The organism is Rossellomorea marisflavi (assembly GCF_022170785.1).
GTDB classification, from domain to species: Bacteria; Bacillota; Bacilli; order Bacillales; family Bacillaceae_B; genus Rossellomorea; species Rossellomorea marisflavi_B.
The window spans coordinates 113664-126698 of record NZ_CP081870.1; the positions used below are offsets into that span (position 1 = coordinate 113664).

Here is a 13035-nt window from a genome sequence, read left to right on the forward strand (position 1 = left end):
GGAATGATGTGTCAGGAGTGCAAGGAGAATCCGGCAACCCTTCATTTCACGAAGGTTGTGAACGGAGAGAAGACCGAGGTCCATCTATGTGAGCAGTGTGCTCAGGATAAAGGAACGATGTTCGAGAATTCGGCAGCCTTCACGGTGAATAATCTGTTGGCCGGTTTATTGAATATCACCCCCGGCTTCAAGCAGGCACAGGAGCAGGAAGCGCCGAAAAAGGAAGTTCTCCAGTGTCCGAAGTGCAAATTGACATTCCAACAGTTTACGAGCATCGGCCGGTTTGGATGTTCGGAGTGTTATAAGACATTCAATAGCGAACTCGATCCGATTCTGAAGAGGGTGCACAGCGGGAATATGGAGCATCATGGAAAGGTACCGGAACGAATGGGCGGTACCATCCAGATCAAGAAGCAGATCAAGAAGTTGAGAACGGAACTTCAGGCCCTCATCGAAGAGGAAGAGTTTGAGAGAGCAGCTGAAACGAGAGATCGCATTCGTTCCCTTGAACGTGAGATGAAGCAGGAAGGGGGAGGTGCAGAATGAGTCTGGAGCGATTTTTAAGCAATACCGTCAGTTCGTGGATGAATGAAGAAGGTCCCCAATCGGATATTGTCCTGAGTTCCCGGGTGCGTTTGGCACGGAATCTGACGGACTTCCGTTTTTCAACCCTATATTCACCTGAGGAAGCAGGGCAGATCGTAGAACGGGTGAAAGAGAAAATGTCTTCTTTTCCAAAAGAGCTGGGGGAACTCGAATTTTTACCTACGAGTGAGATTCAGCCGTTGGAAAAAAGGGTATTGATGGAGAAACACCTGATCAGTCCGAATCTGGCAGAAGATAAGAATGTCGGGGCCGTCCTTCTATCACCAGATGAAGATATAAGCATAATGGTAAATGAAGAGGATCATATCCGGATACAGTGTCTGTATCCAGGTCTTCAACTGAAGCAGGCACTCTCCCGTGCCAATGAGCTCGATGATTGGTTTGAGAGCGAACTGGACTTTGCATTCGACGAGAAGCACGGGTATCTGACCACCTGTCCTACGAATGTAGGAACGGGACTCAGGGCATCGGTCATGGTACATCTTCCGGGCTTGGTCCTCACCCAGCAGATGAACCGGATCATACCGGCGATCAACCAGCTTGGGCTCGTCGTGAGGGGTATCTACGGCGAAGGCAGTGAAGCACTGGGGAATATCTTTCAAATCTCCAACCAGACGACCCTAGGTAAGTCGGAAGGGGATATCGTGGAAGATCTCATCAGCGTGGTGAATCAGATCATTGCCAAGGAACTGACGGCGAGGGAGGCATTAGTTCAGACCTCCAACATACAATTAGAAGATAGGGTCTTCAGATCGCTGGGGGTGCTGGAGCATAGCCGCATCATTGAATCGAAGGAAGCGGCCAAATGCCTGTCCGATGTTCGTCTGGGCATCGATCTGGGCATGATCCACAGTCTCTCCAAAAATATTTTGAATGAATTGATGATTTTGACCCAACCGGGTTTTTTACAACAATATTCCGGAGGTCCATTGCGACCGAATGAACGGGACATAAGAAGGTCTTCCTTGATCAGGGAGCGAATTAGATTGGATAAAGATACATGTGAGGAGGAAGAATCATGATGTTTGGTCGATTTACAGAAAGAGCTCAAAAAGTATTGGCATTAGCCCAGGAAGAAGCCATCCGACTAGCCCATAATAACATCGGCACTGAACATATCCTGCTTGGCCTTGTTCGTGAAGGAGAGGGGATTGCAGCCAAGGCACTGACTGCCCTTGGACTAAGCCCTGAGAAGATCCAGAAGGAAGTGGAGGGTCTGATCGGAAAAGGAACGGAAAAGTCCCAGACGATCCACTATACACCCCGCGCGAAGAAAGTCATCGAACTTTCCATGGATGAAGCAAGGAAGCTCGGTCACTCTTACGTAGGGACAGAGCATATCCTTCTCGGTCTGATCCGTGAAGGGGAAGGCGTGGCAGCACGGGTACTCGGAAACCTTGGCGTAAGCTTGAACAAAGCAAGGCAGCAGGTTCTCCAGCTCCTCGGCAACAACGATTCTGGCGGACACCAAGGAGGCGGCAGTGCGAATGCCAATACGCCGACACTTGATAGTCTTGCGCGTGACTTGACGGCCATTGCCCGTGAAGGAAGCCTTGATCCGGTCATCGGACGAAGCAAGGAAATCCAGCGTGTCATCGAAGTGCTAAGCCGCCGTACGAAGAACAATCCGGTCCTTATCGGTGAACCGGGTGTGGGTAAGACGGCGATTGCTGAAGGCCTTGCCCAGCAGATCATCGCGAATGAAGTACCGGAGATCCTCCGTGATAAGCGTGTCATGACCCTTGATATGGGTACGGTCGTTGCCGGAACGAAATACCGCGGTGAGTTCGAGGACCGCCTGAAGAAAGTGATGGATGAGATCCGTCAGGCAGGCAATATCATCCTCTTCATCGATGAGCTTCACACGCTGATCGGGGCAGGAGGGGCTGAAGGGGCAATCGATGCTTCCAACATCCTCAAACCTTCCCTTGCACGTGGAGAACTGCAATGTATCGGGGCGACGACCCTTGATGAATATCGGAAGTACATTGAGAAGGATGCAGCCCTAGAGCGCCGGTTCCAGCCGATCCAGGTAAATGAGCCGACTGCAGATGAGTCCATCCAGATCCTTAAAGGTCTTCGTGACCGCTATGAAGCGCATCACCGCGTATCCATCACGGATGCTGCCATCGATGCCGCTGTGAAACTCTCTGACCGCTATATCTCAGACCGATTCCTTCCGGATAAGGCAATCGATTTGATCGATGAAGCCGGTTCGAAGGTCCGACTCCGCTCATATACGACTCCACCGAACCTGAAGGAGCTTGAAGCGAAGCTGGAAGAGATCCGCAAAGAGAAGGATGCTGCGGTTCAGAGCCAGGAGTTTGAAAAAGCCGCTTCCCTACGCGATTCCGAGCAGAAGCTTCGTGAAGAGCTGGAAGAAACGAAGAATACATGGAAAGAAAAGCAGGGGCAGGAAAATACCGAAGTCACAGTGGAAGATATCGCGAAGGTCGTGTCCAACTGGACAGGAGTACCTGTATCCAAGCTTGCTCAAACAGAAACAGATCGTCTCTTGAAATTGGAAGAGATCCTGCACTCCCGTGTCATCGGGCAATCCGAAGCAGTTGTCGCTGTATCGAAAGCGGTACGCCGTGCCCGTGCAGGGCTGAAGGATCCGAAGCGTCCTATCGGTTCATTCATCTTCCTCGGTCCTACCGGTGTCGGTAAAACCGAATTGGCTAGGGCTCTCGCAGAATCCATGTTCGGTGATGAAGAAGCGATGATCCGGATCGATATGTCGGAGTACATGGAGAAGCATTCCACCTCCCGTCTCGTCGGATCTCCTCCGGGATATGTCGGGTACGAGGAAGGCGGTCAGCTGACTGAGAAAGTCCGTCGCAAACCATATTCCGTCGTGCTCCTCGATGAAATCGAAAAAGCACATCCCGATGTCTTCAATATCCTTCTGCAAGTCTTGGAAGATGGTCGTTTGACTGATTCCAAAGGAAGGACTGTCGACTTCAGGAACACGGTTCTGATCATGACATCGAACGTCGGTGCACAGTCCCTTAAAGCCAATAAGCATATGGGCTTCAATATCCAGGATGGGAAGCAGGATTACAAAGATATGAAAGGGAAAGTGATGGAGGAACTGAAACGTGCCTTCCGCCCTGAATTCCTGAACCGTATCGATGAAATCATCGTCTTCCACTCATTGGAGAAAGACCACCTGAAAGAGATTGTCACCCTAATGTCCAATCAACTCACGAAGCGCCTCAAAGAGCAGGATATCCATCTTGAACTTTCTGCGGCTGCCAAGGAGAAGATCGCGGATGAAGGATTCGATCCTGAATACGGTGCAAGACCGCTCCGCAGGGCCATTCAGAAATATGTCGAAGATAAACTTTCTGAAGAGCTCCTGAGAGGGAAGGTCTTGACGGGTCAAGACATCCTCATCGATGTCGAAGGGGAAGAGTTCGTCGTCAAATTGAAAGAAGAAGCAACCAATTCAACTCCTTGATGTGAAAAGGAAGAGGTACACGGTCATGAACCTGTGCCTCTTTTTTTCCATAAGAAGTGAGAGGTATGTATAGCCGGGGCACTCTCGGTATAGTAATAAGACTAGGAAGAGGAGTAGGATCGTTTTGGCAAAAAAGAAGACAAAATTCGTATGTTCATCCTGCGGGTATGAATCAGCAAAATGGATGGGGAAATGTCCCGGGTGTAATGAGTGGAACACGATGGTGGAAGAAGTGGCCATTACGGGGAAGCAGCCCCGTGGTGCATTCCAACACAGCGAAGGGCCATCGAAGGCTGAAAAACTGACATCCATCGAAACGATGCAGGAGCCCCGTGTCCTTACTGATTCCAAAGAACTCAACCGGGTACTTGGAGGAGGAGTGGTGCCGGGATCGCTTGTGTTGATAGGGGGAGACCCGGGGATAGGGAAATCCACCCTGCTGCTGCAAGTATCTTCACAGCTTGCTGAACAAAAGCAAAAAGTCCTTTATATATCAGGTGAAGAGTCCATCAAGCAGACCAAACTGCGTGCGGACCGGCTGAATATCACAGCTGATGACCTATACATATATGCAGAAACCAACCTGCAGTCGATCCACCAGACCATCGATCAGCTTTCACCCGACTTTGTCATCATCGACTCCATTCAAACCATTTATCATCCGGAGGTCACTTCGGCACCCGGGAGCGTATCACAGGTCCGGGAATGTACGGCTGAATTGATGCGGATCGGTAAGACGAAAGGAATTGCCATTTTCATCGTCGGACATGTAACCAAGGAAGGATCCATCGCCGGTCCCCGTCTACTGGAGCATATGGTGGATACCGTTCTCTATTTTGAAGGGGAGCGCCACCATTCTTACAGGATCTTGAGGGCGGTGAAAAACCGTTTCGGTTCTACGAATGAAATGGGAATCTTTGAAATGAAGGAGCTGGGTCTTGAAGAAGTCGCCAATCCTTCAGAGATCTTCCTCGAAGAACGTTCACAGGGATCTGCCGGGTCGACGGTTGTTGCATCCATGGAAGGAACAAGGCCGGTGCTTGTGGAAATTCAAGCCCTTGTCACTCCGACGAGCTTCAATAATCCGAGACGTATGGCAACAGGAATCGACCATAGCAGGGTCTCCCTCATCATGGCAGTGCTTGAGAAGCGGGCAGGGATGCTCCTTCAGCAACAGGATGCCTACCTCAAGGTCGCAGGCGGAGTGAAGCTAGATGAGCCGGCTATCGATTTGGCCGTGGCGGCGAGCATTGCTTCAAGCTTCCGGGACAAAGCTTCACGCGCACAGGATTGCATCATCGGGGAAGTGGGACTGACCGGGGAGATCCGGCGCGTTTCACGGATTGAGCAGAGGGTGCAGGAAGCGGCGAAGCTCGGCTTCCAGCGGGTCATCATCCCGCAGAACAATATCGGGGGATGGCAGGCACCGGGCGGCATCGAAGTGGTCGGTGTATCCGATATCCACCAAGCGTTGGGTATGATTTTAGGAGGATAACAAAATGGAAGATAAAAAGGCAAAGGATAAATCCATATCGGATATTTTACAATTCGTTGCGCCCGGTGCGCCTATCCGGGATGGGATCGATAATGTGCTCCGGGCCAATACCGGCGGACTTATCGTCGTCGGATACAATGACAAGGTCAAGTCCGTTCTGGACGGAGGCTTTCATATCAATTGTCCATTTTCACCGAGCTATCTGTATGAGCTGGCGAAAATGGACGGGGCGATCGTCCTGAACGAATCCGGGACGAAGATCATCCTGGCCAATGCCCAGCTTGCCCCCGATGTGTATGTTCCTTCTACAGAGACAGGGATGAGGCATCGTACGGCAGAAAGGGTGGCAAGGCAGACGAATGCCCTTGTCATTGCCATCTCGCAGCGCCGGAACGTCATCACCCTGTACCAGGGCAATTTCCGATACGCCCTGAAGGACATTTCCGTCATCCTGACCAAAGCCAATCAGGCTGTACAGACATTGGAGAAATACAAAGTCGTCCTCGATCAGAGCATCTCCAATCTATCGGTTTTGGAGTTCGAAGAATTGGTGACCCAGAGCGATCTGCTCCAGGTTCTCCATCGATTCGAAATGGTCCTCAGGATCAAAAATGAGCTTCTGACGTATCTGAGTGAACTCGGCACGGAGGGAAGACTGATCCGCCTGCAGATGAATGAACTGCTTTCAGACATCGAGAGCGAGGCCATGTTGATCTTCCGGGATTACGCCATGGACCGCAACGTGAAAGCATTCGAGCTTCTATACAAGTTCCAGGAGCTTGTGCGCTCAGAAGTCCTTGAAGACAATGTGCTCCTGAAGCTTCTGGGTTATCAGGGCTATCCCCACCACGACGAGGCGATGTTCCCGCGCGGATACCGTGTATTGAACAAGATCCCGCGCCTGCCGATTGTCATCATCGAGAACGTGATCAACGAGTATGATGCTCTTCATCATATCGTGAAAGCGACGGTCGAAGACCTTGATGAAGTGGAAGGGATCGGGGAAGTGAGGGCGCGCAAGATTAAAGAAGGTCTCAAACTCATAAAAGAACAAACGTTCGCTGACCGGCAATTATAGCACCCAAGTCCCGGTTTGATAAAAGGGAAATATGCCCTGTTTCCAAAAAATTGACAGTGTAATCCCCGAGTGTTAGCCTTTTCATGAGGGCCTCTATCATCGTTTGTGAAATTGAAGAAAATTAGTCAAGAATCTCACGTTTTAAAAATCATAAATTGTTTATAATGGATAGGAGGAGGTGAAGGTATGTTAAAAAGAATCGTTCAGGCATGCTTCCTTATCGTAGGTGGTACACTAGGGATCCTATTGATTCCGGAGTTATTGTCGGTCATCAACATGGCGGATATTTCATTAATCAATAATGCATATATGACTGCTATATTAGGTGCCATTATTTTTTATATTATTTCGTTCTGGGCAGTCGAGTATGTGGTGAACTTTGTCAAATGGTTTGAAGATAGTTTGGTAAAGGCCCCGGTGACGGATTTGCTCTTTGGAAGTCTTGGTCTGATTATCGGATTGATCGTTGCGTACCTGTTGGGAATTGCCGTCAATCAGCTTGAATTCCCGATTTTGAATGCGGTCGTACCGGTGCTCTTGACCTTGCTGCTTGGGTATCTTGGTTTCCAGGTCGGCTTCAAGAAGCGGGATGAAATGGTAGGTCTCTTCGGCAATTCTCGTTCTAAGAAGAAAGATTCCGACGAGGATGATGAGGAGAACGCCGTGAAGACCCTCAAGATTCTCGATACAAGCGTGATCATCGACGGACGTATTGCAGACATCTGTCAAACGGGATTCCTCGAAGGCATCGTCGTCATTCCTCAGTTTGTCCTCGAAGAGCTCCAGCATATCGCGGATTCATCCGACGTATTGAAGCGGAATCGCGGACGTCGAGGACTTGATATTTTGAACCGCATCCAAAAGGAATTGCCGGTTGAGGTCCAGATCTACGAGGGCGACTTCGAAGAGATCCAAGAGGTGGATTCGAAGCTTGTGAAGCTTGCGAAACTCACGAACGGAATCGTTGTGACCAATGATTTCAACCTGAATAAGGTATGCGACCTTCAAGGGGTACAAGTATTGAATATCAATGACCTGGCCAACGCCGTTAAGCCTGTCGTCCTTCCTGGTGAAGAACTGAAGGTACAGGTGATCAAAGATGGTAAAGAGCATAATCAGGGCATTGCCTACCTCGATGACGGAACGATGATCGTTGTGGAGGAAGGGCGCAATTACATCGGCAAATATATCGATGTCCTAGTCACTTCGGTGCTGCAGACCTCCGCGGGGCGGATGATCTTTGCAAAGCCAAAACAATTGGAAAAAGCGCTCTAAGCCTGACTCCTTTGACCCGGTAAGGTATAATGGATGAATACTAGAGGAAGTCAAAGGAGTTAATCATATGGAGTATCAAGTGGTCATCCCGGCTGCCGGAAGGGGCAAAAGGATGAAAGCGGATCGGAATAAGCTGCTTCTTGAGTTGGACGGGGCACCCATCATTGTCCATACCCTTCAAGTGTTCGACCGGGATCCCCTGTGCCAGGGGATCTTTGTTGCTATCCATCCCGATGAACGGGAAGAGTTCGAAGCTCTGATCGATCGTCATGATATCGGCAAGGATATCCGTCTCGTCGACGGGGGGAAAGAAAGACAGGATAGCGTGTATCAGGCATTGCTTGAGGTCGATCATGAAGTCGTACTCGTTCATGATGGTGCCAGGCCGTTCATTTCCCGGTCGGTCATCCACGAGCTCGCTGAGCGGGCCGGGGAGACAGGCGGGGCGATTGCCGCGGTTCCGGTGAAGGATACCATCAAGAAAGTCATGGATGGGAAAGTCGAAGAAACGATCGAGCGCTCAAGCTTGTGGATGGTGCAGACCCCACAGGCTTTTCGCGTTTCATCTTTAAAAAAAGCCCACGATGCAGCAATGGAGGAAGGGTTCCTAGGCACCGATGACGCTTCACTTGTGGAGCGTCTGGGGGAAGACGTGTCCATCGTGGAAAGTGATTATGACAATATCAAATTGACAACGCCGGAGGATATGTTTTTTGCCGAGGCGATATTGAAGAAGAGAACAGAAGGAGGAAAACATCATGTTTAGAATCGGACAAGGCTTCGATGTGCATCAACTAGTGGAGGATCGTCCATTGATCATGGGCGGCATCACGATCCCATATGAGAAAGGGCTTCTGGGGCATTCTGATGCCGACGTCCTTCTCCATGCCGTGGCGGATGCCTGCCTCGGTGCCATTGCTGCCGGTGACATCGGGAAGCATTTCCCGGATACGGACGAAGAGTTCAAGGACGCAGACTCGGCCAAGTTGCTTCAACACGTATGGGCAATGGTCAAAGAGGAAGGCTATGAACTGGGGAATATCGATTGCACCGTCATCGCCCAAAAGCCGAAGATGGCCCCGTATATCGATGAGATGAGAGCAAGGATCGCCGAGCTCCTCGAAGCGGATCCATCCCAGGTGAATGTAAAAGCCACAACATCCGAAAAACTTGGTTTCACCGGTCGCGGAGAAGGGATCGCCGCTCAGACGACGGTTCTGGTGAAGCAAAAGTAAGACCCTTTATTCCGTTTTCGAACGGTGGTAAACTAATACAAGCAGAATCATTGAGGAGGAACGAATATGTCAAACGAAGTACGCGTACGCTATGCCCCGAGTCCAACGGGTCATTTACATATCGGGAATGCCCGTACGGCCCTATTCAACTATCTATATGCCCGCAGTGTGGGCGGGAAATTCATCATCCGCATCGAGGATACGGATAAGAAGCGGAACATTGAAGGCGGAGAAGAAAGCCAGCTTAAGTATCTTCAGTGGCTTGGGATCGACTGGGATGAAAGTGTAGATAAGGAAGGCGAATACGGCCCATATCGTCAATCCGAGCGGAACCATATTTACGAACAGTATTTGAATGAGCTACTTGAAAGCGGAAAAGCTTATAAATGCTACTGTACCGAAGAAGAGCTGGAAGCTGAAAGGGAAGCGCAAAGCGCATCCGGTCAGATGCCTCGCTACTCCGGTAAATGCCGCAACCTGACAGCGGAAGAGCAGGAGAAGCTTGCTGCGGAAGGGCGCCAGCCGAGCATCCGTTTCCGTGTGCCTGAAGGCCGCGTATTTTCTTTCAACGATATCGTAAAAGACGAAGTATCATTCGAATCTGACGGTATCGGTGATTTTGTCATCGCGAAGAAAGACGGTACACCGACGTATAACTTTGCCGTGGCAGTCGATGATTACCTTATGAAGATTTCCCATGTGCTCCGCGGAGAAGATCATATCTCCAATACACCGAAGCAGCTCATGGTCTTTGACGCTCTCGGCTGGCAGCCGCCGGTATTTGGTCATATGACCCTGATCGTGAATGAAAGCCGCAAGAAGCTGAGTAAGCGTGATGAAAGTATCATCCAATTCATCGAGCAGTATGAGGCCCTCGGCTATCTGCCGGAAGCGCTCTTCAACTTCATCGCCCTTCTAGGCTGGTCGCCAAAAGGGGAAGACGAGTTGTTCTCAAGGGAAGAATTCATCAAGATTTTTGACCCTGAGCGCCTTTCCACATCGTCTGCCCTGTTCGATAATCAGAAGCTGACGTGGATGAACAACCAGTATATGAAAGCCCTCGACCTTGACCAGGTGGTGGCCCTTGCTGAACCGCATCTGATCAAAGCAGGCAAGATCAGCGGGAACCCGACTGCAGAAGAGCATGAGTGGGTGCGTCGCGTGGTAGGTCTATATCAAGAGCAAATGAGCTTCGGGGCTGAAATCGTCGAGCTTTCAGAAATGTTCTTCAAGGATGATCTGGAATACGACGCAGAAGCAAAAGCCGTATTGGACGAGGAAGAGGTTCCTGAAGTGCTCCGTGCATTCCTTGAGGAGATCGAAGCACTTGAGAACTACGAAGCGGCAGAAATCAAAAAATCCATCAAAAATGTCCAGAAGTCGACGGGACACAAAGGCAAGAAGCTATTCATGCCGATCCGCGTGGCCGTTACCGGTCAGACACACGGTCCGGAACTTCCGAATGCCATCGAGTTGTTGGGGAAAGATAAAGTGAAACTTCGCCTTCAAGGACTTTTAGGTTAACATTTCGCAGGGAATGTAATATAGTAAGAGTATCACGAATTGGATAAATCGCGTTGAAGAGGAGAAGTAGGGATACGGAAGCTGATTAGAGAGGACCATCACCGGCTGAAAGTGGTCTGAGCCCCTCCGTTCCTGAAATGCACCTCTGAGTCCGTTGCTGAACATATAAGTAGGTGATGGCGGCTTCCACCGTTAACAGGATCCGAGTTGGGGAGTGATCCCAATCAGAGTGGAACCGCGCTTGCCTACAGCGTCTCTGTCATTTGACAGGGGCGTTTTTTTATTGAGCGAATGAAAGGAGGGGGATGGAATGTTCAAGACATTCAAAGAAGACATCGATGTCGTGTTCGATCAGGATCCGGCCGCGAGGAATTATTTCGAAGTGGTCCTTACGTACTCGGGACTGCATGCCATCTGGGCCCACAGGGTCGCCCACGCATTTTTCAAACGGAGATTCTTTTTCCTCGCCCGTGTGATTTCTCAGATCAGCCGCTTCTTCACCGGAGTGGAGATCCACCCTGGTGCGAAAATCGGACGCCGTTTCTTCATCGACCACGGGATGGGTGTGGTCATCGGAGAGACGTGTGAGATCGGGGACAACGTCACCCTTTTCCAAGGCGTCACACTCGGGGGTACGGGTAAAGAGAAAGGGAAGCGGCACCCTACGATAAGAGACAATGCCCTTATTGCGACAGGAGCAAAAGTATTAGGTTCCATCGTAGTTGGGGAAAATTCTAAAGTAGGGGCAGGATCGGTCGTCTTGAAGGATGTCCCACCGAACTCCACTGTCGTGGGCATCCCGGGGAAAGTCGTGATACAGGACGGGGTGAAGATCCAGAAGGACCTGAACCACTGTGACCTGCCGGATCCGATCAACGACCGCATCAAACAGCTGCAATCAGAAATCGAAGAACTCAGGAGTCTATTACAAGAGGAACATGGAAGGAGTCGATCGTCTTGACGATCCGTTTATATAATACACTTACTAGACAGAAGGAAGAATTCAAGCCCCTTGAAGAAGGGAAGGTCAAGATGTACGTGTGCGGACCAACGGTCTACAACTACATCCACATCGGGAATGCCCGGCCGGCCATCGTATTCGATACAGTACGCCGCTACTTGGAGTATCGGGACTATGATGTGAAATTCGTCTCAAACTTCACTGATGTCGACGATAAGCTCATCAAGGCGGCCAACGAGCTTGGTGAAGAGGTACCGACGATCGCCAAGCGCTTCATCGATGCATACTTTGAAGACACCGGGGCTCTCGGATGCCAGAAAGCCGATATCCATCCGACCGTGACGGATAACATCGATACCATCATTGAATTCATCTCGGCGCTTGTTGATAAAGGGTTCGCCTATGAATCCCAAGGAGATGTATACTACCGCACAAGGAAGTTTGACGGATACGGGAAGCTGTCCCATCAGTCCGTCGATGAGCTGAAAGTCGGAGCGCGTATCGACGTGGGCGATAAAAAAGAAGACGAACTCGACTTCGTCCTGTGGAAATCAGCGAAAGAAGGGGAAATCTCCTGGGAGAGCCCTTGGGGACATGGGCGTCCGGGCTGGCATATCGAGTGCTCGGCCATGGCGAAGCGCTACCTCGGGGATACGATCGATATTCACGCAGGCGGACAGGATCTTACATTCCCCCATCACGAAAATGAGATTGCCCAATCAGAGGCCCTGACCGGAAAGCCTTTCGCGAAATACTGGCTTCATAACGGATATATCAATATCGATAACGAAAAAATGTCGAAGTCATTGGGGAACTTTGTATTGGTTCACGACATCATCAAGGAACACGATCCACAAGTGCTGCGTTTCTTCATGCTGTCGGTCCATTACCGCCATCCGATCAACTATAATCTGGAGTTGCTGGAGAACGCGAAGACGGCCCTTGACCGTATCCGCACCTCGTATGATAATCTCCAGCATCGCAAGGAAACGAGCGCCAATCTTGCAGATCACGATCAGGAATGGTTCAGCAAGGTCGCGGCTCTCAAAGACCAATTCATCGAAGCGATGGACGATGACTTCAATACGGCGAATGGGATCTCCTCCCTGTTTGAACTTTCCCGGCAGGCGAACTATTACCTCATGGAAAAGAACACCTCGACAGCCGTCATTGATTCATTCCTTGCCCAGTTCCAAGAGTTCTTCGGCGTACTCGGGCTCTCCCTTGCTGCCAGTGAAGAACTTGTAGATGAAGAGATCGATGAGCTGATCGAGAAGCGGCTTCAGGCACGTAAAGACCGTGATTTCCAATTGGCAGATGAAATCCGTGATACGTTGAAAGCGCGGAATATCATCCTCGAAGACACTCCTCAAGGCACACGCTGGAAAAGAGGTTGAG

At 50.3% G+C, this 13035-nt stretch carries 11 protein-coding genes and 1 other annotated feature; all 11 genes read left to right on the plus strand.

What is annotated here, in order from left to right; translation table 11 throughout:
* Positions 1-3 precede the first annotated feature (3 nt).
* On the plus strand, positions 4-546 hold the full coding sequence (locus tag K6T23_RS00615) for a protein-arginine kinase activator protein McsA (protein WP_053429969.1): 543 nt from the start codon (positions 4-6) through the stop codon (positions 544-546).
* Complete coding sequence (locus K6T23_RS00620) at positions 543-1628, plus strand: protein-arginine kinase McsB (RefSeq protein WP_079513655.1); 1086 nt, start codon at positions 543-545, stop codon at positions 1626-1628. The genes K6T23_RS00615 and K6T23_RS00620 overlap by 4 nt, the downstream gene beginning before the upstream one ends.
* Complete coding sequence (gene clpC / locus K6T23_RS00625; protein WP_056541764.1) at positions 1625-4069, plus strand: ATP-dependent protease ATP-binding subunit ClpC; 2445 nt, start codon at positions 1625-1627, stop codon at positions 4067-4069. The genes K6T23_RS00620 and clpC overlap by 4 nt, the downstream gene beginning before the upstream one ends.
* 124 nt (positions 4070-4193) lie before the next feature.
* Complete coding sequence (gene radA / locus K6T23_RS00630; protein ID WP_048007584.1) at positions 4194-5564, plus strand: DNA repair protein RadA; 1371 nt, start codon at positions 4194-4196, stop codon at positions 5562-5564.
* Positions 5565-5568: 4 nt separating this feature from the next.
* A complete protein-coding gene (gene disA, locus K6T23_RS00635) occupies positions 5569-6642 on the plus strand; it encodes a DNA integrity scanning diadenylate cyclase DisA (protein WP_048007585.1) in 1074 nt (357 codons plus the stop codon).
* Positions 6643-6828: 186 nt separating this feature from the next.
* Positions 6829-7917, plus strand: coding sequence for a PIN/TRAM domain-containing protein (locus tag K6T23_RS00640; RefSeq protein WP_238283393.1), 1089 nt, complete (start codon positions 6829-6831; stop codon positions 7915-7917).
* Between the two features lie 67 nt (positions 7918-7984).
* Positions 7985-8683 (plus strand): 2-C-methyl-D-erythritol 4-phosphate cytidylyltransferase, encoded by a 699-nt coding sequence (ispD, locus tag K6T23_RS00645; RefSeq protein ID WP_056541770.1) that lies wholly within the window; start codon positions 7985-7987, stop codon positions 8681-8683.
* Positions 8676-9152, plus strand: a complete 477-nt coding sequence (gene ispF / locus K6T23_RS00650; RefSeq protein ID WP_238283394.1) for a 2-C-methyl-D-erythritol 2,4-cyclodiphosphate synthase — start codon at positions 8676-8678, stop codon at positions 9150-9152. Before ispD ends, ispF begins: the two co-directional genes overlap by 8 nt.
* 66 nt (positions 9153-9218) lie before the next feature.
* Complete coding sequence (gltX, locus tag K6T23_RS00655; protein WP_238283395.1) at positions 9219-10676, plus strand: glutamate--tRNA ligase; 1458 nt, start codon at positions 9219-9221, stop codon at positions 10674-10676.
* Between the two features lie 44 nt (positions 10677-10720).
* Positions 10721-10937: a binding site (T-box leader), on the plus strand.
* Positions 10938-10986: 49 nt separating this feature from the next.
* Positions 10987-11637 carry a serine O-acetyltransferase gene (gene cysE, locus K6T23_RS00660; protein ID WP_053429962.1) on the plus strand — a complete coding sequence of 217 codons (651 nt, stop codon included), beginning with the start codon at positions 10987-10989 and terminating at the stop codon, positions 11635-11637.
* Entirely contained in the window at positions 11634-13034 is a 1401-nt protein-coding gene (gene cysS, locus K6T23_RS00665; protein WP_238283396.1) for a cysteine--tRNA ligase, read from the plus strand. The genes cysE and cysS overlap by 4 nt, the downstream gene beginning before the upstream one ends.
* The last annotated feature ends 1 nt before the right edge of the window (position 13035 follow it).